Origin of the sequence: Streptomyces sp. NPDC004126, from assembly GCF_050275515.1 — a bacterium.
Lineage (GTDB): Bacteria > Actinomycetota > Actinomycetes > Streptomycetales > Streptomycetaceae > Streptomyces.
Map to the genome: position 1 here is coordinate 43,395 of NZ_JBNNPF010000001.1, position 22,081 is coordinate 65,475.

Consider the following 22,081-nt stretch of genomic DNA (forward strand, 5'->3'; position numbering starts at 1 on the left):
CCCGATCCGGAGCCCGCCATGCGTACGCACTACCCCCGCACGGCACACCTGCCGTGGTCCCCCGGCGCCACGGCGGACGACGTGCGCGCCGGGGGCACGTCGGCGCTGGCCGGGCGCGAGGTGGTCGTCACCGAGAAGCTCGACGGGGAGAACACCACCCTGTACGCGGACGGGCTGCACGCCCGGTCCCTCGACTCGGGCCACCACCCCTCGCGCGCCTGGGTCAAGGGCCTCCAGGGCCGGATCGGCCCGCGGATACCGGTGGGATGGCGGGTGTGCGGGGAGAACCTGTACGCCCGCCACTCCCTCGCCTACGAGGAACTCGACAGCTGGTTCTACGGGTTCTCGGTGTGGGACGGCGACCACTGCCTCGACTGGGACCGCACGCTCCGCTTCCTCGGCAGGCTCGGCGTCCCCGCCCCGCGCGTCCTGTGGCGCGGGGTCTACGACGAGCGGGCGCTGCGCAGGCTGCGCGTCGACACCACCCGCCAGGAGGGCTACGTCGTACGGACCACGGCCGGCTTCGGCCGCCCGGACTTCGGCCGGTACGTGGCCAAGTGGGTGCGGGGCGGGCACGTGCAGACCGACACGCACTGGATGTACGCGGCCGTCGTGCCCAACGGGCTCGGCCCGGCCGCTCCGCTGTGGGCGGTCCGCTCCGGCGCCGAGCCGGACCCGGCCGGAGTGCTCGCCGCCCTCGGGATGCCGCAGCCGGCCGGAGCGGTCGCGGAGCCCCCCGGCACGGTGGCGGAGCCTGCCGACGCGGTCACGCAGCGGGCCGTCGCCGAGGTCACCGCCCGGCTCGACGGCGCCGGCCGCACCGGGGAGGCCCGGCTCGCCGGCGTACTGGCCGCCGCGCTGCACCGGGAGCCCCGGGCCGCCCTCGGGGCGCGGCTCGCGGCGGGACCGCTCGGGATGCGGACGGCGCGCCGCGTGGCCGACCTGGTCGGGCTGTACCCGGCCGTGCGGCGGCCGTTCCCCGAGGAGGAGCGGCGGGCCGGGCTGGTGCGGATGGCGGCGGCCGCCGACCTCGGGGTGCTGCACGCGCTGGCCGCGGGGCTCCCGGCGACGGCCGGGGAACTGGAGTGCGCCGAGTGGTCCGCGCTGTGCGCCGAGGAGGCCGGCCTGCTCGGCCCCGACCCGCTCGGCGGGCTGCGGACAGGCCTGCGCGAGGCCCTCGGCGGGCTGGACGCGGACGCCGCCGACCGCTGCTGGGCCGAGGCCCGCGAGGCGTTCGGGCGGGGCTCGCTCACCACGGCCGAGGAGGCGGTGGCCGCCACCTGGCGCTGGCGGGACGGGGCCGCGTACCCGCGCCTGGTGCAGCTGTGCGGGCCCTCGGGCAGCGGGAAGAGCACCTACGCGCGCGGCCTGCCCGGCGTGGACGCGTACATCGCCCTGGACGACCTGCGCGAGGCCCGCGGGTCGCGCGCCGACCAGCGGGCCAATCCCGAGGTGCTGCGCGAGGGCCTGGCGCGGCTGGACCGGGCCCTGGCCGCCGGGGGCACGGTGGTGTGGGACGCCACCTCCCTCACCGAGCAGCAGCGCGGCCTGGCCGGTGCGGTCGCGCGGCGCCGCGACGCGCTGGTCACCCGGGTGGTGGCGCTGGTCGGGGAGGCGGAACTGGTCCGGCGCAACGCCGTACGCCCGCACCCCGTGCCGGAGGCCGTACTCACGGCGCAGCTGCGGCGGTTCAGCCCGCCGTACCCCGGCCGGGCGCACCGCACCCGGTACGTCGGGGCGGCCGGCACGATCGAGGACACGACGGGCTCCCTCCGGGACGCCGACGAGGGGGACGACGTCTGATGCGCACCAGTGAGCAGCTCTACCACCAGGTCCGCTGGGACCCCCGGTTCGACCCGGCGCGGTTCACCCTCGGCCTGCTGCAGCGCGGGGCCGCGCCCAAGCGGATACCGCTGCCCTCCTTCGTGCCCGGCGGCGACATCCCCTGGCACCGGGTGCTGTTCGTGGAGGCGGACGGGGAGCTGGTGTGGGACCGGGCCACCGGCGTCGACCGGATCGACGCGACCCCCGCCGGGCGGGTGCGGGAGCAACGGCTCCTGGGCGCCCCGTTCTTCACCGCCCGCACCCCGCACGCCTGGGACCCGGCGGCGGGCGGCTGGCGGCCCGTGCAGGCCGGGCCGGCCGCGCACCCCCCGGCGAGCGTGCGGCTGCTGACCTGGAACACCCTGTGGGACCGGTACGACGCCCCGCGCATCGCCACCGCCCGGCGCAGGCCGATGCTGCTGGCGGACCTGGCGGTCGCCGACGCCGACGTGATCGCCCTCCAGGAGGTCGAACCGGCGCTGCTGGCCCTGCTGCTGGCCGAGCCGTGGGTGCGGGACGGGTACACCCTGGGCACCGACCCGCGGGGTACGGACGTGGCGGACAACGGGCTGCTGCTGCTGAGCCGGCTGCCGGTACGGGAGGCGGGGCTGCACGAGCTGCGCCCGCACAAGGCCGTCACCGCCGTCACCGTGGACACCGCGGGCGGCCCGCTGGTCGTCGCCGCGACGCACCTGACCAGCGATCACACCGAGGACGGGGCCGCCCGGCGGGAGGGGGAACTCGCGCGGCTCGCCGAGGGGCTGGGCGGGATCGGCGCCGGGGTCGCGCTGCTCGGCGACTTCAACGACGGCCGCTCCGGCGCCGAGGGCCCGGCCGCCGCGCTGGGGCTGCGGGACGCGTGGACCGAGGTGCACGGGCCGGGGGACGACACCCCGACCTTCGACCCGGTGGCCAACCCGCTGGCGGCGGTCGGCTCGCTGACGGGACGCGCCGCCCGGCTGGACCGGATCCTGCTGGGCGCCCCGGACGGCGTCCGGGTGCGGTCGGCGGGGCTGCGGGGTGACGCGCCGGGGCCGGACGGGCTGTTCGTCTCCGACCACTTCGGGGTGGAGGCCGCCCTCGCGTACGCGGCGCCCGGCGCGGCGGCGGAGGCGGGGGCCGCACGGTGCGGCGTACCGGCGACGGCCCGGACGGCCGTGGCGTGGCTGGCCCCGGACGACCCGGCCGTCGGGGAGCTGCGCCGGGCGCACGACCCGCAGGCGGACCGCTGGCCGGCGCACGTGAACCTGCTCTTCGGCTTCGTGCCGGAGTCCTCCTTCGGGGAGGCGCTGCCCCTGCTGGCGGAGGCCGCGGCGGGCACCGGGCCGTTCACCGCCCGGCTGGAGGGGGTGCACTCCTTCGGGCACCGGGACGACGCCACGCTCTGGCTGGACCCGGCGGCGGGCCCGGACGGCGACGCGCCGTGGCAGGAGCTGCGCCGCGCCCTGGCCGACCGGTTCCCGGGCTGCCGGGGCCGCGCGGAGGGCTGGACCCCGCACCTGACGCTGGGCCGCAGCGCGGATCCGCGGCGGGCGGAGCGGGAGTTCGCCGAGCGCCTCGGGCGGGGCGGGCGCACGGCCCGGGTCGGGGAGCTGGCGGTGCTGTCGCGGCGCGGGGACGGGCCGATGCGGGTGCGGGCGGTGGTGGAGCTGGGCACCGGTGCGGTGCGGCTGCCCCGGCCCGGGGCCCCGGCGGCGCCCGTCGAAGCGCCGGGTGCCGCCGAGGAGGTGGCCGCGCGGATCGCGGCGGCGCTGCCCGCGGCGCTGGTGCGGACCGCGGGCTCGCGCCGCATGGGCTGCGCGCTGCCGGGCGCGGACCTGGACCTGGTGGCCGTGCTGCCCGGGCCGGCGGACGCCGCCGGGGTGCGGGCGCGGGTGGCGGCCGCGCTGCCGGGGGCGCGGCGGCTGCGGGAGGTGACGGGGGCCCGGGTGCCGGGGCTGCGGCTGCACGCGTCCGGGCTGGACGTGGACCTGGTGCTGGTCGGCGCCGGGGCGCTGGATCCGGAGCTCGCGGTGGCCCGGCGGGCGGAGCTGGGCGAGGCGGCCGCGGTGGCGCTGAGCGCGCTCGACGACACCGACGCGGTACGGGAGTCGGTGGGCGCGGAGCACGCCGCCTTCGCCGCCCTGGCGCGGGACGTGAAGGCCTGGGCGCGGGCGCGCGGGCTGGACTCGGCGCCGTTCGGGGGGCTGCCGGGGCTGGCCTGGGCGGTGCTCGCGGCACGGACCGTCGGGGATGCGGTCCGGGCTGCCGGGGACCTCTCCCCCGCCGCGCTGCGGCGGGAGTTCTTCGGGACCTGGGCCGCCTGGGACTGGAGCGATCCGGTGTCCCTGCTCCCGGCGGACGGGGCGGGCCGCTCCCCGTCGGCGGATCCGGTGACGGTGCTGACGCCGCGGGCGCCGGTGCGCAGCTGCACCGCGCAGGTGGGGCCGGGGATGCGGGACCTGCTGGTCCGGGAGCTGTACCGGGCGTGGGAGGTGCTGGAGGCGGATCCGGACGGCCCCGGCCGGCTGACGGCGCCGCCGCCGCTGCACCGGCGGCACGCGGCGTGGGCGGTGGTGACCGTACGGGCCGGTGCGGCCGGGGAGTTCGAGGAGCGGCTGGGCCGGGCGCGGGGCCGGATGCGGGCCCTGCTGGCCGGGCTCCCGGACGCCCATGCCTGGCCCCGCCCGTTCGAGCGGACCGCGACCCTGGCCCGCTACGCGGTGGGGCTGGGCCCGACCCCGCCGGACGCGGCCGCCCTGTCGGCCCTGGCCGCGCCGTGGGCGGCGGGCCTGCCGGGGGTGGAGGTCGGGTGGGCGGCGTCGGGCGAGGTGCCGGACCTGCTCTGAGGGCCGGCCGCTCAGACCTCGATGACGATCTTTCCGGCGGTGTGGCCCTCCTGGCTGAGGACGAAGGCGGCCGGGAGTTCGGCGAGCGGGAAGGTCTCGGCGACGGTGACCTCCAGGCGGCCCTCGTCGGCGAGGCGGCCCAGGGCGGCGAGGTCCGCGGAGTCGGGGCGCACCCAGATCCACTGGCCGCCCGCCCCCAGGACCGTGTGGTCGGCGATGGAGGCGTGGCGTCCGCCGTCGGCGAGGACGGCGCGGGTGACGTCGAGGACGCCCCCGACGAAGTCGGCGACGACGGTGACGCCCTCGGGTGCGAGGGCGCGGACCCGTTCGGTCAGGCCGTCCCCGTAGGCGACGGGTTCGCAGCCGAGGCCGCGCAGCCGGTCGTGGTTGCGCGGGGAGGCGGTGCCGATGACCCGGGCGCCGAGGGCGGCGGCGATCTGCACGCCGAGGGTGCCGACGCCGCCCGCCGCCCCGTGGACGAGGACCGTGTCGGCCGCGCCGGTGCCGAGGCGGGTCAGCAGCTGGTAGGCGGTGAGGCCGGCCAGCGGCAGGCCCGCCGCCTGCCGCCAGTCGAGGGAGACGGGCTTGGCGGCGAGGCAGCGTACGGGCACGCTGACGAACTCGGCGAAGGTGCCACCGTGCACCCAGTCCTTGCGGGCGTACCCCATGACCGCGTCGCCCGCCGCGAACTCGGGGGCGTCGATGCCGACGCGCTCGACGGTGCCGGAGACGTCCCAGCCCGGGACGACGGGGAACACGGTGTCCATGAGGCCGTCGAGCCCGCCCGACATGATCTTCCAGTCGACCGGGTTGACCGACGCGCAGCGGACCCGGACGAGGACCTCGCCAGGTGCCACCTTGGGCACGGGCAGCCGGGTCTCGGCGAGCACCTCCGTCCCGCCGTACGCCCCGTACGCCATGGCCCGCATGGTGCCTTCCGTCTCCTGCGACATGGATACGGCCTCTCCGTCTGCCTGCCCGAACCGGTGGAAATCGCCCCTTCTCCATCCCACCACGGAACGCCGCCCGCACCGCCGAGCGCAACGCCGCCCGGTCACTCGTACTCGGTGCCGCCCTTGCGCGTCAGATAGGCCGGGCTGACCGCCTTGGCGATGGCCCGCCCGCCGGTCACGGGGCTGTACCGCTCGGTGGCCGGCCGGATGACGACCCCCTCGCGCAGGTGCAGGCCGCGCCCGGAGACCGTCTCCCGGCCGCTCGCCAGCTCCAGTACCGCGTCCAGGGCGTACGGGCCCTCGAAGAGCCGGGGCACCAGCGGGAGTTCGCCCTCCCCGAGCACCTGCGCGGGGTCCAGCCAGCACACCCGGCCGTCGATCTCCGCGGACACGTCGAAGACGGCGTATCCGGACGGGGCGTCGGCCGTCGCGGCCGGGACCCCGTACGCCAGGTCCTGCACCCCCGTCCCGTACACCTCGCCGAAGACCCCGATCCGGCTCGCGCCCAGCCGTTCGGCCAGCCGGGCCGCCACCTCCGCCACGCCGTGGCCGCGTACCGCGCGCCAGTAGACGTTGCGCTCGTCCTCCTTGAGGGCCAGCCCCTTGGCGCCGACCCCCTTGGAGGAGACCAGGACCGTCCCGTCGGCGGCCAGGTAGGTCAGCAGGCAGGCCGTGCCGTGGAGTTTCTCCGTCAGGACGACGGGCTCCCCCTCCTCGAAGATCCCCGGGTAGCGCTGGAGGTTCTCGATGTCCACCCAGGGCAGCAGGTCGGGCGCGGCCTCGACTTCTCCGGCCATCGTCGTGGGGACGGGTGGCGACCACTTCACGATGCCCAGCGCCTCCGCGAAGTCGGTGCCCTCCTTCGCGGCGAGGGCCAGGTCCACGCCGGCCAGGGCGCGGGGCCGGCAGACCAGGCCCTGCGAGAGCTCCCCGCGCAGCCGGACCGCCCTGACCCGGTCCTTGGAGCTGCCGGCCAGCCGGCCCGTCAGCCCCAGCTCCTCGATCAACGCGGCGGGGAGCACGGCCTGTTCGGGTATGTAGAGCGCCAGGTCGCCGGTGCGGTAGGCCCCCTTCGCGACGACGGCGCGGTAGAGGCCCACCTGGGCCAGCTCCAGCGCGTCGGCATCGGGGTGGTCGTGGACGGTCAGCTCTTCGACGGTGACACGCAGGGTGGACATCGGCGCCTCCTGGGACGCGGGACGGACTCGGGCTTGCCGGCCCACTCTCGGCGGCGGCATTTCCGCTGGTCCAGCGGATTTCGGGGTGTTAGCCTGCGCCGCGCGAACGGCATCCGCCGTTCCCCGTATGGAGGTTCACATGTCCCGTCGCCCCGTCACCGTCGTCACCGGAGGCAGCCGCGGCATCGGCGCCGCGGTCTGCGTGCGCCTCGCCGCCGAGGGGCACGACCTGGTGCTCGGCTACGCCCGCGACGCGGCGGCCGCCGACGCCACCGCGGAGCGGGTGCGGGCGGCGGGAGCGCGGTGCGTGACCGTGCGCGGCGACACCTCGCGGGAGGACGCGGTGGAGCGGCTCTTCGACACCGCCCGGGCGGAACTCGGCCCCGTCACCGGGCTGGTGAACAACGCCGGGGTGACCGGCCCGCTGGGCCGGCTCGCCGACGCCCGGACCGAGGACCTGCGGCGGGTGGTGGAGGTGAACCTGCTCGGGTACCTGCTCTGCTGCCGGCGGGCGGCCCGGGACATGGCGGCGGCCGGCGGCGGGGCCATCGTGAACGTCTCCTCGGCGGCCGCGACGCTGGGCAGCCCCGGGGACTACGTCCACTACGCCGCCACGAAGGCGGCCGTCGACGCGCTCACCCTGGGCCTGTCCAAGGAGCTGGGCCCGGACCGCATCCGCGTCAACGGGGTCGCGCCGGGCATCATCGAGACCGGGATGCACGCGGCGATGGGCGACCCGGACCGCCCGGCCAAGGCGGCCGCGGGGATCCCGCTGGGGCGCCCCGGGCAGCCGGAGGAGGTCGCCGGGGCCATCGCCTGGCTGCTGTCCGAGGACGCCTCGTACACGACGGGAGCGGTGCTGCGGGTCTCCGGCGGCCGGTGACCCGGGCCGGCCCCGTACCGCCTCCGTACCGCCTCCGTACCGCCTCCGTACCGCCCCGGGCGCCGGCCCGGGGGCGGTCTCAGCCGAAGGCGGCCTGGGTCGCGGGGCCGTAGACGCCGCTCGGGTCGCCCTTGACGTCCCGGTCCCGCTGGAGCTGCGCGACGCCGCGCTTGGTCTGCCCGTCGTAGACCCCGGTCACCTTGACGTACGTGAACCCCTGCCCGTACAGCCGCTCCTGGAGGACCCGGACCTCGGGCCCCTTGTCCCCCGGGCGCAGCGTCCCGGAGGAGCCCGGCTGCTTCCCGGGCTTGCCCGGGGGCGTCGGGGAGCCGGTCGCCGGCTTCGCCGAGGACGGCGGCGCGGAGGGGGACCGGGTGGCGGTGGCCGAGGGCTTCGCCGTGGCCGCCTGGTTGCGGATCTCGGTCTCCCCGGCACCCGGGCTGCGGGCGGGCAGCGCGGGCAGGTTCAGGTCGGGACGGGCCGATGCGGGCGGGGAGTCCGGTTCGGGCCCGCTCAGCAGGAACACCAGCGCGCCCGCCCCGGCCAGCGCCACCAGTGCGAGGGCGGCCGGCGCGCGGCGGCTCCCGCGCCGCGCGGGCGCGTGCCCGTGTCCGGGATCCGCGTGCACGGGCCCGGCCGAGGGGGCGGGCGGGACGCGCGGCAGGGGCTGCGTCGTCTCCTCCAGGGACTCCGGCAGCGAAGGCCAGTCGGGGTACGCCGGGCCGTGGGGGCCCTCGGTCACGGCGACGTAGGGGCGCACGAGGTGGCGGTCGTCGGGCTCGGGCCCGTTCTCATGGGGGTGTGGGGACACGGTTGTCTCCGGGCGCGGACAGGGGGCCGGTGCGGCGGTGCGGAACCGGCCCCCGTCCAGCCGGTCAGGCCCTGCGCCGCCGGGCGGCGAGGGCCGTGCCCGCCCCCGGGGCCGGCACGGTCAGCGGAGCGCGGGCGGATATCGGCATGTGGGACTTCTCCGAAGTGCGGCTCATTCGGTGGCTCTTGAGCGGACTCTTTCCGTCCGCGACCGCTTCGTCAAGCCGGGTGTCCGTTCCGCCCCATCCATCCGTTCTGCTCCGGCGGCGGACCGGGAAGTGACCGCCACCGTCAGCGCGGCCGCCAGCATCAGCGCCGCGCCGGCGAGCGGGGCCGCCGGGACGGAGACGCCGTCCACCGCGAGCCCGCCGGCGAGGGCGCCCGCCGCGATGGCGAAGTTGAACATGGCCACCATCAGGGAGGAGGCGGCCTCGGCGGCCCGGGGCGCGGCCTGCAGCATCCAGCGCTGCAGGCTGACGGAGACCCCGCCGTAGACCAGGCCCCACACCAGCAGCAGCGCGGTCCCGGCGGCGGCTCCCGGTACGACGGCGATCAGCGCCAGTACGGCGGTGAGGGTGGCGCTGACGGTGAGCAGCGTACGGCGGGCGTCGCGCGGCCCGGCCAGGAAGTTGCCCGCGACGCCGGCGAGGCCGTAGCCCAGGAGCAGGGTGCTGACCAGGCCGGAGTCGACGCCCGAGACGTCCCGCAGGATGGGCCGTACGAAGGTGTAGGCGGCGAACTGGCCGGTCACCACCAGGAAGGTGACGGCGACTCCGGCCCGGACCGCGCGGTTGCGGCGCAGCAGGGCGGGCAGTTCGCGGAAGGTGACGGGCCCGGACGGGGGCAGTGCGGGCAGCAGCAGGAGCAGGGCGGCGGTGGTGAGCGCGCCGAGGACGCCGACGGCGCCGAAGGCGGTGCGCCAGCCGCCCAGTTCGCCGAGGAGGGTCCCGGCCGGGACACCGAGCACGGAGGCGGTCGGGACCCCGCCGAAGATCAGGGCCGTGGCCCGGCCGGCGTGGTGCCCGGCGACCAGCCGGACGGCGAGCCCGCCCGCGACGGCCCAGAACCCGCCGACGCTGACGCCGACGAGCAGCCGGGCGGCCAGCAGCACCGTGAAGCCGGGTGCGAACGCGGCGGCGAGGTTGGCGGCGGCCATCAGGGCGATCAGCGCGCAGAGCACGTGCCGCCGGTCCAGCCGGGCGGCGCCGACGGTGACGAGGGGCGCGCAGAAGCCCGCGACGAGGCCGGGGACGGTGACCATCAGTCCGGCGGTGCCGTCGGAGACCCCGAGGTCGGCGCCGACGGGGGTGAGCAGGCCGACGGGCAGCAGCTCGGAGGTGATCAGGCAGAAGATCCCCAGGGAGACGGCCGTGACGGCCGCCCATGCCCTGGGGGTGGTCCGGTCGGCGGTCGGTACGGCGGGGGTGGGATCGGGAACGCTGGACGCGGCTGGTTCGGTCATGCTCGGCACTCCGTACGGCAGGCGGGCGATTGGTGCACGAGGGCGCGGCGGCACCAGACCCCGGGGGTCGCGCCTCCCCCGTCGCCCGCACTGCCGTGCCGTGCCGATCGCGTTCCGCCCATTCTGCGACCGCCCTGGCCGTTTCCGGCCGCCTCCTGAAGGATCGATTCGGCAACGTCCTGGCCGGTTCCCGGCGTCACCCGGACGCGTGAGGATCCGGATCCGCGCGGCCCCGGACTACGGCATGGTGGTCGGATGCAGTTACGCCGGGCCGCCCTGCCCCTCTCCCTCCTCGCGCTCCTCGCGAGCGCCGGCTGCGTGTCCGTCGGCGCGGAGTCCGGCGGTCCGGGCCCGGCGCGGGGCTCCGTACCGCCCGCGGACGCCCCGGACGCCACCGACGCGACCGGCGCCACCGGCGCGCGGCACGCCCACGATCCGCCGCAGGAGCCGCCCCTGCCGCTGGGCGAGCTCCCGGAGCCCGAGGCGGCCCCGGAGGCGGGCCCGGAGCCGGCCCCGCGGGTGCCGCCGCCCGCCCGCCGGATCCGGCCGCCCGCGCAGCGGCCGGCGAAGCCCGTCGCGCCCCGCCGCGCCCGGCCCGCGGAGCAGCCTCCGCTGCGCGTGCCGCCCCCGCCGCGCGGCGAGGAGCTGTGCGAGGCGGCGGAGGGCACGGTCCCGCCGTCGATCGTGGACCTGTGCGTACGCCAGTACGGCCGCTGAGCGGACCGGATCTCCCCACCGGGCAGACTTGACCCTCACACCGTGTCAGGCCGTGCACTGGAGGGCGTCATGTTCACCATCGGAGACTTCGCCAAGCACGGCCGGGTATCGGTCCGCATGCTGCGCCACTACGACGCGCTCGGACTGCTGCGCCCGGCACGTGTCGACCCCGTGACCGGCTACCGCTCGTACGAGGCGGCCCAGCTGGCCCGCCTCAACCGCGTCATCGCGCTCAAGGAGCTCGGCTTCACCCTGGAACAGGTGGGGGCGGTGCTCGACGAGAAGGTCGGCGCGGAGGAGCTGCGCGGGATGCTGCGGCTGCGCCGGGCGGAACTGGAGACCGCCGCGGCCGAGGCCGCGGCCCGGCTGCTCCAGGTCGAGGCGAGGCTCCGGACCATCGAGAGCGAGGGAACCATGTCCGCCGACGAGATCGTCGTGAAGAGCCTGCCGCCGGTACGGCTGGCCGAACTGACCGGGGTGGCCGCGAGCTTCGCCCCGCAGGACATCGGGCCGGTCATCGGCCCGCTGTACGAGGACCTGTGCCGCCGCGTCGAGACCGCCGGGGTGGTTCCGACCGGTCCGGGTCTGGCCTACTACGAGGAGGCGCCGGGCGGCGAGCCCGGAGCGGTCCTGGTGCACGCCGGCCTCCCGGTGGCGCCGGCGGTCCGCGCCGGGCACCTCGGGGCCGGGGTGCGGATCGTCGAGCTGCCCGGGGTCGAGCGGGCGGCGACCGTGGTGCACCGGGGCCCGATGGACGGGGTGCTGCCGACGGCGCAGGCCCTGGCCCGGTGGATCGACGCGAGCGGCCACCGCTCGGCCGGCTACGCCCGTGAGCTGACCCTGGCCGGCCCGGAGGACCCGCAGGGGTGGGTCACCGAGCTCCAGGAGCCGCTGGCCCCCTGAGGGCACGGCCCCGGTCGCGGACGGCCGCGCAGCACCGGGCGGCGCCCCGGCGGGCCGTCCGCAGCCGGCGCACCGCGCCGTGGCCGCGCCGGCTCCACTCGGCGCGGGGCAGCCCGGCGCGCCGGCCGCCGCCGGCGATCAGGGCGTTGACGGGGGCGTGCGGGTCGGCGGCGACGCCCTTGGCGATCAGCACGCCGACGACGAGCGGGACCAGGGCGACCGCGAGCGCGGAGCCGGCGGCGGTCACGTGGCCGAGGCGCGGGCGGGGGGTTCCGGGTGCCGTGGTGTCCATGGCGTCATTCCAGCAGCGGCGCCGCCGCGGGGGATCGGGGCGGATACTCAGTCCGCCCGGCACGGGTACTCAGACGGTGGAGGCGGCGGTGGAGACGGAACCCCGGGGCTTCGAGCCCGCGACCGGCGACGGTCCCGAGGTGTCCGGCGAGGGCCGGGCGGCCGAGGTGCGCACGGCGTACGAGGGGCTGCTGCAGATCCGCCGGCTGCTGGCCGGCGGGGCGGGGGTGCCCGCCCCCTGGGAGCTGCGGCTGATGCCGCGCGCGGTGGCCCTCGTCCTGGAGGCGGCCGGCTTCCCGCCGTCGGCGGTGGACCCGGCCGGCCGGCGCACCCGCACCGGCTACCGGGTCGCGCCCGGCGCGGACGGGGTGCGGGTCACCTGGACCGGCCCGCCGTCCGGCGGCGCCGCCGGGGAGGAGCGGGACCGCCTGAAGGCCTGCGCGGCGGAACTGGAACGCCACGGCTGGGAGTGCCTGCTGTACCGCGGCCCGCGGGGGCGCCGCTTCCTGGAGGTGGAGCGCCGCGGCTGAGCCGGGCGCCCCACCGCTGCGGGTGGGGCGCCCGGCCCGGCCGTTCAGCCGTCGTCCCGGTGGCGCAGGAGGCGCAGGGCGTTGGCGACGACGACCAGGGTGGAGCCCTCGTGGACCAGGACGGCCGGGCCGATGCCCAGGCCGAGGGCGGTGGCCGGGACGAGGACGGCGACGATGCCCAGGCTCAGCCAGAGGTTCTGCCGGATGATCCGGCTCGCCCGGCGGCTGAGGCCGGTGATGAAGGGGAGCCGGCGCAGGTCGTCGGACATGAGGGCGATGTCGGCCGTTTCCAGGGCGACGGCCGAGCCGGCCGCGCCCATGGCCACTCCCACGGTGGCCCCGGCCATCGCGGGGGCGTCGTTGACCCCGTCGCCGATCATGGCCGTCCGGCCGGTGCGGCGCAGCCGGGCCACCTCGGTGACCTTGTCCTGCGGCATCAGGCCGCCGAGCGCCTCGTCCATGCCGACCTCGCGCGCCACCGCGTCGGCCACGCGCTGGTCGTCGCCGGAGAGCATCACGGTCCGGGTGACCCCGAGGGCGCGCAGGGCGGCGACCGTCCCGGCGGCCTCCGGACGGGGGGCGTCCATCAGGCCGAGGGTGCCGAGCCAGCGGTCGCCCCGGCGGACCAGCATCGTGGTGCGGCCGGTCCGTGCGAGCTCCTCGGTGCGCTCGCGCAGGGCGGGCGGTACCGGAGGGCCGGCGAGGGTGTCGGCGTAGGAGAGGCTGCCGATGTGGACGGCCTCGCCGTCGAGTTCGGCGCTGACCCCGCGGCCGATGACGGCGCGGAGGTTGACGGCCTCGGGGGCCCCGGCCGGCGCCGGGGCGTCCGCCAGCAGGGCCGGGGCGTCCCGTACGACGGCCTGGGCGAGAGGGTGGTCGCTGAGCCGCTGCGTGGCGAGGGCCGTGCGCAGCAGTTCCTCGCGGCCGGCTCCGTCGGCGGCCAGGGCCTCGGTGAGGCGGGGGCGGCCCTCGGTGAGGGTGCCGGTCTTGTCGAAGGCGAGGGTGCTCAGGCGGCCGAACTCCTCCAGCGGCGCCCCGCCCTTGACCAGTACTCCCCCGCGGGCGGCGCGGCCGACGGCGCTGAGGACGGCGGCCGGGGTGGCGATGGCGAGGGCGCACGGGCTGGCGGCGACGAGAACGGCCATGGCGCGGTAGAAGGTGTCGGTGAAGGGCTCGCCGGAGAGGGCGCCGAATCCCAGCAGGGCGGCGACGAGGACGAGGACGCCGGGGACGAAGACCTTCTGGAAGCGGTCGGTGAACCGCTGGGTGGGCGAGGTGCGCTCCTCGGCGTCCTGGACCATGCGGACGACGCGGGCGAGGGTGTTGTCGGCGGCGATGCGGGTGACGACGACGTCGAGGGAGCCGGAGCCGTTGACGGTGCCGGCGTAGACGCGGCTGCCGGCGTCGGCGGCGGCGGGGTCGGCGAGGGCGGCGGCGCGGTCGGCCACCGGGGTCTTGTCGGCGGGGACGCTCTCACCGGTGATCGGCGACTGGTCGACGCTGCTGCTGCCCGCGGCGACGAACCCGTCGGCCGGGACCCGGGCGTGCGGGCGGACCAGGACGGTGTCCCCGACGGCCAGCTCCTCGACGGGCACCTCGACGGGCTCCGCCGCGCCGCCGCGCCGGACGAGCGCGGTGCGGGGGGCGAGGGCGCCCAGGGCCTCGATGGAGCGCCGGGCGCGGCCCATGGCGTACTCCTCCAGGGCGTGGCCGAGGCTGAAGAGGACGAGGAGGACGGCACCCTCCTCCCAGCGGCCGATCGCGGCGGCTCCGGCCGCGGCGACGAGCATCAGGAAGTCGACCTGGAAGCGTCCCCCGCGGAGGGTGGCGACCGCCTCGCGGAGGGTGAAGAACCCGCCGAAGACGTAGGCGGCCACGAAGAGCGCCTGGGCGGCGGGGCCGCCGTTCCCGGTCAGCTGGAGGGTCAGCCCGGTGAGGTAGACGGTGAGGGCGAGCAGGGCGCTGACCAGCTCCGCGCGCTCTCCGGCCTTCTTCGCCACGTCACGCATGGCGTCACGCATCACGACGTTCATGACATCAATATATCAGCACATTGAAATATGTAGACGTGTGTACGTCCTGATCTCCGATCTAGGGTGGCCCCATGGAACCAGCCCCGGAACCGCAACCCGCGCTCACCGAGCCCGACGCGGCCGCGGTCGCCGAGGTCATGCAGGGCCTCGCCTCACCCGCCCGGATCCGCATCCTGGCCCGGCTGCTGCACGCGCCCTGCTCGGTCGGCGAACTGGCCGAGGCCCTCGGCCTCGGCCAGCCCACCGTCTCCAACCACCTGCGCCTGCTGCGCCACCTCGACCTGGTGGCCGGGCGGCGCGACGGGCGCAGCGTGGTCTACGAGCTGCACGACGAGCACGTCACCGCCCTGCTCCGGCAGGTACTGGAGCACGTGCACCACGGACGCCGGGGCCAGGACCAGGTCAGCGGTAGCCGTCCGTCAACAGCGTGATCACGTCCCCGGCGAGCAGCACGTCGGACTGCGTCTCCGGCAGGCGCGTGCCGTTGATGTCCGCCGCGGGCAGCACGGGCGCCCCGGCGGCCTCGTACGCCTTCTGGGACCTCTCCGCGAAGTCCGCGTACGTCATCTCCTTGACAGCGGAGTCGAACGCCGGACCGCGCAGGCCCTCCACTTGTGACGCCGCCTCCAGCAGGAGCGTGTCGGTGTAGCCGTCGCCGTTCTCCGCCGGCTGGTTCCGCAGGAGAACGGCCCGGTACTCGGCGAACTTGCCCTGCGCCAGCGCGGCACGCAGGGCGTTGACGGCCTTCTTCGACCCGGTGCCGCCCAGTCGGCCGTCCAGGGCCGAGGACAGGGTGTACTCGGTCCGCACTTCCTTGCCCAGCGTCATCTTCAGGAGTGCGGGTCCCGCGCCCGTCACCTCGACCTCCCTGCACACCGGGCACCGCATGTCCTCGTACAGGTGGACCGGCATCCGCCGCGGGTCCCCCACGACGATCGTGGTTCCGTCCGGCGCCAGGGCCTCCGGCAGGTCCTCGACGGCAGCGTACGGGTGGCGGCGGGCCCGCTGCGCGGCCTCCGTCTGATCTCCGCAGGCCGTCAGGGTCAGCCCCAGCAGGGCGACCGCCACCAGTACGGGACGAATGCGTTCGGCTCTCATGCGGTTGCGCTTTCCTGGGTGCTCGGGAGGGCCCGGCCGACTCCTGCGGCACCGCCGCTCCCGCGCCGACGCCGGCCGGCACGGAATCGGGTCCCACTACAGCACGGCCGGCGCCGCCTGAGGCGACCGGGGGGCGCTACGCCCTCGGAGGCCTACGGCGCCCCGAAGGTCAGCCGCAGCTGCGGTGTCCCCTCGTTCGCCGCGGCCTCCGAGGACCACAGCCACAGGGCGTCCGTCCCGGTCGCGGTCAGCGCCAGGCCGTACGGGCCGCCCAGCGCGCCCGCGAGGGCGGCCGTGTCCAGGCCTGCCGTGTGGACCGCCGGGCCGTCCGGGATCCCGGGGAGGCTCCCGAGCGCCGGTGCGCCCGTGGCCGGGCGGTTGCCGTAGGTGGTCCCGCCCTCCGACCAGGCGCCGGCGACCGGGACCACCGAGACAGTGTCGGTGGTCCCCGCCCCGGCCATGGTGCTGGTCTTCACGCTCAGCGCGGCCGACTTCAGGACCTTCCCGGCGGGTGCGGCGGGCAGGTCGAAGCGCAGGTAGCTCGCGTACAGCGGGGTGCCGCGCACCGCGAGGGAGCCGGAGGTCCCGTAGTTGGCGGCGGGGGCGCCCGCGTTGGCGTACGTGTCCTCGGCCGCGGTGAGCGTGACGACCGTGTCGGCCGGGGCGGAGGCCAGGGTGAAGTGGTCCGTCACCTGCGCCGCGCTCAGGACTCCGGGGTAGATCGCGGTCTCGTCCAGCCGGCCCGCCCAGTGCTCGCTGTCCGGGCGGTCCGGCCAGCCGCCGAGGCCGTCGAAGCCGGTGCGCCAGTAGCCCGCGAAGTCCTCGTGGGTGGTGACGTCCAGGGTGCCCTTCAGGGCGCCGTCCACGTACAGGGCCATCCCGCCGGGGCCCTGGGTGGCGACGACGTGGTGCCACCTGTCGTCGTTGTACGCGGCGGCGGTGGTGACGGTGCGGGTGGCTCCCGTGAAGACGCCGAAGACCAGCCGGCCGCCGTCGGTCATGTAGACGTGCTTGTCGTAGTGGCTGCTGCCGCCCGCCTGCTGACTCCCGAACCCGACGAGCTTGCCGCCCCGTGTCGTGTTCGTCCTGAACCAGGTCTCGATGCTGTAGGTGGCGCCCACGGTCTGCCGGCGGTCGCCGTACACGTGCGCGTCCGTGCCGTCGAAGCCGATCGCCGTGCTCGCGCCGCCCACCGCGCCCGGCGACTGGCGCAGGGCCGGGACGCCCTGGTGGACGCCCGCCTGGTTCCCGGCGGCCGAGGAGTCGGCCGCGTACGGCAGGACCACGTCGTCGTAGCGCCAGTACAGCTGGGCGCCGTCCGCTCGGACCCGGTTCGGGTAGGCCTCGGCCGTGGCCGGTACCGTCACCGTCGCCGGGGCGGACTGGGCGCTGGTGTTGCCCGCCGCGTCGGCGACCGTAACCCGGTAGGTGTACGTCTGGCCGGCCTGGGCGGTGGTGTCCGTCCAGGAGGCCTGCGGCCGCTTGAAGAACAGCGAGTCGGCGGTCACCGTCCCGATCGGGGTCGCCGAGCCGTTGCGGTACACCCGGTAGGTGAGCGCGCTGTCGTCGAGGTCGAGGCTGGTGCGCCAGCGCACCTGGACCTCGCCCGGCTTGAAGCTCGCCGCGCTCGCGAGGGGAACCGTGGGCGCGCCCGTGTCGTCGGTGGAGGAGAAGCGCGTCAGGCTCTGCTGCGCCGCCCCGTTGACGGTGGTGAACTCGCCGCCGACCCACAGGTAGGGCACGCCCGCCTTGGCGCCGACGGCCATCACGCGCGGGCCGATGCCCTCGCCGATGCCGTCGTCGGTGTCGGGTGACCAGCCCAGCTTGCCGGTGCCGGTGGTCGGCTGGGCCAGCATGTGGTGGCGCCTGCCGTCGGGGAACTCGCCGACGCCGGAGCAGTCGTGCGCGTGCGAGGCGCTGTAGAGCACTTCCCGGTACGGCAGGACGGCCTGGGTGGCGCCGAGGCAGGTGTCGCGCCAGCGCTGCCCGAAGCCGGCCAGGTCGAGGGCGATACGGCCGTCGAAGACCCCGCCGCCGGTGCCCTCGTTGGCGGTGTAGAAGCCGGTGGCGTCGGTCGCGATGTCCTTGACGACGGAGTTCGTCTCGATGAAGCCGGGATAGGCCTTGGTGAGGGCTCCGCTGCCGGCGTCGACGACGGCGAGCGCGTGCGTGTCTGTTCCGTTCAGGGTGAAGAAGTCGCCGCCGAGCAGGACGTTCCTGCCGTCCGGGGTGACCTCGACGGCGCGTCCCGGCTCGTCCGCGTCGGCCCGGAAGGGGCGCAGCGCGCCGTCGGCGGTGGCGACGGCGGCGAAGCGCCCGCGCGGCTGTCCCCCGACGGTGAGGAAGTCGCCGCCCGCGTAGACCGTGTCCGCGGTGACGGCGATGGCCCGGACGGTGGCCGCGAACGCGGGCCGGAAGGAGGGCTTCACGGTGCAGGTGGCGACGTCGATGGCGGCGATGCCGGAGAGCGGGGTGCCGTTGACCGCGCCGAAGTAGCCGCCCGCGTAGAGGGTCTTCTTGTCGGGCGAGACCGTGAGCGCCCGGACGGTGGCGGTGCCGCTCGCCACGGTGAAGGACAGCTCGCACGAGGTCGGGGCGCCGGTCGCGGCGTCGAGCGCGGCGAAGTTGACGGCCTGGCGCTCGGTGCCGCCCGCTCCGGCGGGCGGGCGGACCGCTGAGAAGGTGCCGCCGGCGAAGACGGTGCCGCCGGCCTCGGCGAGGGCCCAGACGACCCCGTTGGGCTGCCAGGTGGGCAGCGGGTCGGCGGTGAAGGCCACGGGCGGAGTGACCGCCGCCGCCTCCGGGACGAGCCCGAGGCCGGCGACCGCGCCGGTGCCGGCCAGTGCCAGGGCGAGAGCGGCCGCCAGGCCTCTGGATCTGCGCATGAACCCCCCAGTTCGTCGTGCATCGTTCTGCTGCACGGCCACCGCACAGATGTTCTCCGGTACGGCCGCACCATAGGCCGGATCCCCCCACCGGTCACCCCACTTGACCCACCGGTTGCGTAGCCCACACGGCGTAGCGCCCGGCATGAGGGAGACGTGCGCTGTGACCTGGACGTCTCAGCACCGCATCGCCGTGCCTCCGGGGTCGGCCGGCATGCAGTCCCGCTCCACCCGGGCCAGGCTGACGCCATGAACCCCGAACCCCTGATCGTGGTGGAGCCTCCGGACAGTCGTGGGTTGAGGGACGTCCGCGTGCGGGGTGAGGTCGTGGGACGGGCCTGGTCCTTGGGAGACCTGCGCGGCCTGCTGCGCCGTGCCGAGGTCCCTGAGGACTTGGACCTGGAGGCCGGTGAGCTCGTGCACTGGCGGGGTGGCGGATCCGAGGTCTGGCCGGACCGGCCCTGGAGACGGCGAGGGACTTCGGTCCTGATAGCCGCGGGCCTTCTCATCACTGCCGGCGTGCTCGGCAAGATAGGCAAGACGGACGTCTCGGACGCCCTGACGTTCGGGGGGCGCGTGGCGGGCGCCACGTTCCTCTTCGCCAGCATTGTGGAGATGATTGCGGCCATCTGCGCCTTCGACTACTTGGGGAAACGCCGCTGGGTCTACTCCGGAGCGGCGGTTCTCGTAGGTGTCGCGATCGCGCTGGCCGTGAACGCCCTCCTGCTCGCGATGCAGATAGACGCCCGAGAATACAGTCCTTACGCATGGATTTGGCCCACTATCCTGGTCTGGTCCCTCTGGGCGCTGCGAAAGATCAACCCCCAGCAGATATGGAGGCAGTCCCCCCACCCCAAGAAAGTCGCGACCGGAGCGGCGGTGGCCGGACTCATATCCATCGGAAACCTGCTCTACTCCCGGGTTTACGTACCGTACTCGAGCCCTCTCACGATGGACATCGCTGTCAAGTTCGGAGAACCGCAACTGAACGCCAAACGCACCGTCCTGTACGTTCCGATGACGGTGACCGTCAAGAACAACGGAAAGGTGCCGCTCTACATCCTGGGCACCCTGTACAGGGTGTACGGACGTTCGGCGAATTTCGCCGAAAAGGCCAGGGGCGTGGCGGAGTGGAAGGGCGACATCCAGGCCGGCGAAAGTGTGGAGCGGAACGTCAGCGTGATGGGGCGTGATCTGATCAGCTCCGGCGAGGTCATCGTGAACGGCGGTGGTTCTTTCATGGAGTCAGGCGACGTCATGAGCGAGGAAAGGGTCCTCAGCATCCCCGCGAACTCGGAATTCGATTCGATCGAAGGCGTCGCCGAAGCCGTGGTCATGAGGACGGATCGAGCCACGCTGAGCACCGACTTCCTGTCTTCGGTGACCACCTCATGGGACGACTCCCTGTCCCACGTGAAGGACGCGCCCAAATGGGTGGCCGAACCGGGAGACGAGTACCTCAAATATCAGGCTCGACTTTATTACAGCAATGAGATCCTCAACGCGACTCGCCGCCCCCGATATGCCACCATCTGGTGGGTTGTCAACAAGACCGCGGACGGCTGGCAGTCCAGCTACCTGCAGGCCACGATCTCGCTGAAGAATGAAGAATCACGGAAGCCCACCGCTCTTGATTCGCAGGAAACCTCCACGAGTTACGGCCTGTACTTCTTTACCAGCGCCACGGTGCGGGAACCGTTCGCGGCGCTCGTGAAGCCCCCCGCCCCCTAGGGCAGCGGGCGGCACAGGAGGGCGGCCGGGGAGGGGCGGGAGGCGGCGCGGGTGGTGAAGGCGATGCCCGCCGCGTACTCGGTGGGTGCGCACTGGCCCTTGTAGTGGCCCCGGGCGTAGTCGCCGCCGCCGGCTCCCGGCGGGCGGTTGTCGCCCCGGTCGAACCAGAGGGTGCGGCCGGCGGCGGCCGGGAGGGCCGTGCGGGCCGGGGCGCACAGGGCGGCGGAGACGCGCTCGCCGCGCAGGCTGTACCCGATGAGGAACTGCCCGGCCGGGCACTGGAGTTTGGTGTAGCCGGTGGCCCAGTCGCCGCCCGGCGGGACGTGCGCCTCGTCGCGGACCACCGTGTGGCCGCCGGCCGGGGCCCGCAGGTCCGAGGTGGTGCACAGGCCGCGGCCGCCGGTGTGGCTGAGGCCGGTCAGCCGGGCGCCGTCCGGGCAGACGGCCTTGCGGGCGCCGCTGTCCCAGTCGCCGAGGGCGCGGGTGCGCAGGGAGGCGTTGTGGTCACGGTGGTCGGTGCTGAGCTGGTACCAGGCCGGGGTGGCGGGGACGGGCCCGGTGCGGCCGGGGGCGGTGGTCAGGGCGGTCAGGGAGGCGGTGCGCCAGTCGGCGGGGTCGAGGACCCCGGTGCGGCGGCCGGTGGAGTCGTAGCGGAGCAGGGCCCAGCTGTCGCCGCCCGGGGCGCCCTGCGCGGTGGTGCTCCAGCCGACGAGCGGCCAGTACGCGAAGTCGGCGTCGGAGCCGGCCAGGTAGGAGGTGAGGTTCTGGAACCAGGCGCGCGGGGCGGCGCCCGTCTCATCGGCGCCGATGCCGAACTCGCTGATCCAGACGGGGGCGGTGAAGTGGGTGCCGGTCTCGGCGGAGACGAAGAAGGCCTGGTCGTAGAGGGTCTGTTCGAGCTGGGCCCGGGTCATGTCCTGGTAGCGGGGGTCGTGGGTCTCGCCGAGGCCGGTCGCACCGCTGTGCCGGGTGCCGGTGTACCCGTAGAAGTGGGCGGAGTACACGAGCTTGCCGGAGACGACCAGGGTGTGCGAGAGGCCGCGCACGGGGGTGAGGGTGGGGCGCTCGTGGGGGAACCCGTCGAGGGGGATGCCGGTCCAGTTGATGCCTTCGACGACGATCAGCAGGTCCGGGTTGGCCTCGGTGAGGATCCGGTCGGCGGCCTCCTGGGAGGCGGCCTGCCAGTCGTGGCCGTCGCCCAGGCCCCAGTTGGGGTCGTCCCAGGTGTCGCGGCGGACCTCGTTGTAGAGGTCGGCTCCGACCACGCGCGGGTTGTCGCGGTAGCGGCGGGCGATCGACACCCAGTCGTCGGCCCACTGGGCGGTGGAACGGCCGCTGTTCCAGCGTTCGTTGCCGTCGAGGCCGCAGCACCAGCGGGTGGTTCCGGTGTGGTTGTTGAGGATGACGGCGAAGCCGGCGTCGGTCAGGGCGGCGACGACGGCGTCGAAGACCTGGAGCGGGGTCCGCCCGCGCAGGGCCGGGTTGGCGGCCACGGCCGCGTCCGGGACGGGGGTGGTGGTGTGGAGCATCTCGTTGGAGAAGGGCAGGCGGATGCTGTTGAGGCCGAGGGCGCGGAAGTCCGCGAGCAGCGCGGGCATCGGGACGCGGTCGAGGCCGAGCGGGATGCCGTGGGAGTCCTGGCCGCTGTGGTGGGCGGCGGGGTCGGTCCGGTCGCCGGAGCCGGTCCAGGAGCCCTGGGCGCCGTCCCAGTTGCCCGAGCGCAGCCGGAACCGCTCGCCCCGGGCGTCGACGACGTAGCGGCCCCGGGTGGAGAGCGGGGGCGTCCAGGCGGTGTCCGCCGCCGGGGCGGCCGTGGGGGCGGCCGCCGGGACCGGGGCCGGGGGCGGGGCAGCGGCGGCCGGCGGCGCTCCGGCCGCCAGGAACAGCACGCTCAGCAGCACCCGTACGAGGCTCTTCATCTCGCTCCCGCCCGCTCCGGCCGCCCGCTCCGGACG

Annotated in this window: 17 protein-coding genes; 8 read left to right on the top strand and 9 right to left on the bottom strand. The window is 75.7% G+C overall.

Annotated elements, in window-relative coordinates; all coding sequences use genetic code 11:
• Positions 1–18: 18 nt before the first annotated feature.
• Together ACQKM2_RS00210 and ACQKM2_RS00215 are read left to right on the top strand one after the other, a co-directional pair.
• Entirely contained in the window at positions 19–1,803 is a 1,785-nt protein-coding gene (locus ACQKM2_RS00210) for an RNA ligase family protein (protein WP_427704636.1), read from the top strand.
• Positions 1,803–4,652 (top strand): poly(A) polymerase, encoded by a 2,850-nt coding sequence (locus ACQKM2_RS00215; RefSeq protein ID WP_427704638.1) that lies wholly within the window; start codon positions 1,803–1,805, stop codon positions 4,650–4,652. Before ACQKM2_RS00210 ends, ACQKM2_RS00215 begins: the two co-directional genes overlap by 1 nt.
• Positions 4,653–4,663: 11 nt before the next feature.
• On the opposite strand, the gene ACQKM2_RS00220 is transcribed toward ACQKM2_RS00215, so the two are convergent.
• The gene (locus ACQKM2_RS00220; protein WP_427705688.1) at positions 4,664–5,581 is read right to left on the bottom strand and encodes an NADP-dependent oxidoreductase; all 918 of its coding nucleotides are present in this window, start codon (positions 5,579–5,581) and stop codon (positions 4,664–4,666) included.
• Between the two features lie 125 nt (positions 5,582–5,706).
• Positions 5,707–6,783, bottom strand: a complete 1,077-nt coding sequence (locus ACQKM2_RS00225; protein WP_427704641.1) for an RNA ligase (ATP) — start codon at positions 6,781–6,783, stop codon at positions 5,707–5,709.
• 139 nt (positions 6,784–6,922) lie between these two features.
• Here ACQKM2_RS00225 and ACQKM2_RS00230 point away from each other — a divergent pair, with 139 nt between their 5' ends.
• The gene (locus ACQKM2_RS00230) at positions 6,923–7,666 is read left to right on the top strand and encodes an SDR family NAD(P)-dependent oxidoreductase (RefSeq protein WP_427704643.1); all 744 of its coding nucleotides are present in this window, start codon (positions 6,923–6,925) and stop codon (positions 7,664–7,666) included.
• Positions 7,667–7,745: 79 nt separating this feature from the next.
• Here ACQKM2_RS00230 and ACQKM2_RS00235 read toward each other — a convergent pair whose 3' ends face one another.
• On the bottom strand, positions 7,746–8,477 hold the full coding sequence (locus ACQKM2_RS00235) for a peptidoglycan-binding protein (RefSeq protein WP_427704645.1): 732 nt from the start codon (positions 8,475–8,477) through the stop codon (positions 7,746–7,748).
• A gap of 171 nt (positions 8,478–8,648) precedes the next feature.
• Positions 8,649–9,938: an MFS transporter gene (locus tag ACQKM2_RS00240; protein ID WP_427704648.1), complete on the bottom strand. Its 1,290-nt coding sequence runs from the start codon at positions 9,936–9,938 to the stop codon at positions 8,649–8,651.
• 255 nt (positions 9,939–10,193) lie between these two features.
• On the opposite strand from ACQKM2_RS00240, the gene ACQKM2_RS00245 reads away from it, so the two are divergent.
• On the top strand, positions 10,194–10,655 hold the full coding sequence (locus tag ACQKM2_RS00245; RefSeq protein ID WP_427704651.1) for a hypothetical protein: 462 nt from the start codon (positions 10,194–10,196) through the stop codon (positions 10,653–10,655).
• Between the two features lie 69 nt (positions 10,656–10,724).
• Positions 10,725–11,558, top strand: coding sequence for a MerR family transcriptional regulator (locus ACQKM2_RS00250; RefSeq protein ID WP_427705690.1), 834 nt, complete (start codon positions 10,725–10,727; stop codon positions 11,556–11,558).
• On the opposite strand, the gene ACQKM2_RS00255 is transcribed toward ACQKM2_RS00250, so the two are convergent.
• Positions 11,527–11,850 (bottom strand): hypothetical protein, encoded by a 324-nt coding sequence (locus tag ACQKM2_RS00255; RefSeq protein ID WP_427704653.1) that lies wholly within the window; start codon positions 11,848–11,850, stop codon positions 11,527–11,529. The two genes, ACQKM2_RS00250 and ACQKM2_RS00255, sit on opposite strands and share 32 nt — an antisense overlap.
• Positions 11,851–11,938: 88 nt before the next feature.
• On the opposite strand from ACQKM2_RS00255, the gene ACQKM2_RS00260 reads away from it, so the two are divergent.
• On the top strand, positions 11,939–12,379 hold the full coding sequence (locus tag ACQKM2_RS00260; protein ID WP_427704655.1) for a hypothetical protein: 441 nt from the start codon (positions 11,939–11,941) through the stop codon (positions 12,377–12,379).
• 44 nt (positions 12,380–12,423) lie between these two features.
• Here ACQKM2_RS00260 and ACQKM2_RS00265 read toward each other — a convergent pair whose 3' ends face one another.
• Positions 12,424–14,412, bottom strand: a complete 1,989-nt coding sequence (locus ACQKM2_RS00265; protein WP_427704658.1) for a heavy metal translocating P-type ATPase — start codon at positions 14,410–14,412, stop codon at positions 12,424–12,426.
• A 71-nt stretch (positions 14,413–14,483) separates the two neighbouring features.
• Here ACQKM2_RS00265 and ACQKM2_RS00270 point away from each other — a divergent pair, with 71 nt between their 5' ends.
• Positions 14,484–14,843: an ArsR/SmtB family transcription factor gene (locus ACQKM2_RS00270; protein WP_427704660.1), complete on the top strand. Its 360-nt coding sequence runs from the start codon at positions 14,484–14,486 to the stop codon at positions 14,841–14,843.
• On the opposite strand, the gene ACQKM2_RS00275 is transcribed toward ACQKM2_RS00270, so the two are convergent.
• Positions 14,815–15,510 carry a DsbA family protein gene (locus tag ACQKM2_RS00275; protein WP_427704663.1) on the bottom strand — a complete coding sequence of 232 codons (696 nt, stop codon included), beginning with the start codon at positions 15,508–15,510 and terminating at the stop codon, positions 14,815–14,817. The genes ACQKM2_RS00270 and ACQKM2_RS00275 overlap by 29 nt on opposite strands.
• A 152-nt stretch (positions 15,511–15,662) precedes the next feature.
• Positions 15,663–18,395 (bottom strand): DNRLRE domain-containing protein, encoded by a 2,733-nt coding sequence (locus ACQKM2_RS00280; RefSeq protein WP_427704666.1) that lies wholly within the window; start codon positions 18,393–18,395, stop codon positions 15,663–15,665.
• A 249-nt stretch (positions 18,396–18,644) separates the two neighbouring features.
• On the opposite strand from ACQKM2_RS00280, the gene ACQKM2_RS00285 reads away from it, so the two are divergent.
• Positions 18,645–20,126 carry a hypothetical protein gene (locus ACQKM2_RS00285; RefSeq protein ID WP_427704669.1) on the top strand — a complete coding sequence of 494 codons (1,482 nt, stop codon included), beginning with the start codon at positions 18,645–18,647 and terminating at the stop codon, positions 20,124–20,126.
• On the opposite strand, the gene ACQKM2_RS00290 is transcribed toward ACQKM2_RS00285, so the two are convergent.
• The gene (locus ACQKM2_RS00290; RefSeq protein ID WP_427704671.1) at positions 20,123–22,045 is read right to left on the bottom strand and encodes a glycoside hydrolase family 5 protein; all 1,923 of its coding nucleotides are present in this window, start codon (positions 22,043–22,045) and stop codon (positions 20,123–20,125) included. The two genes, ACQKM2_RS00285 and ACQKM2_RS00290, sit on opposite strands and share 4 nt — an antisense overlap.
• Positions 22,046–22,081: the final 36 nt, after the last annotated feature.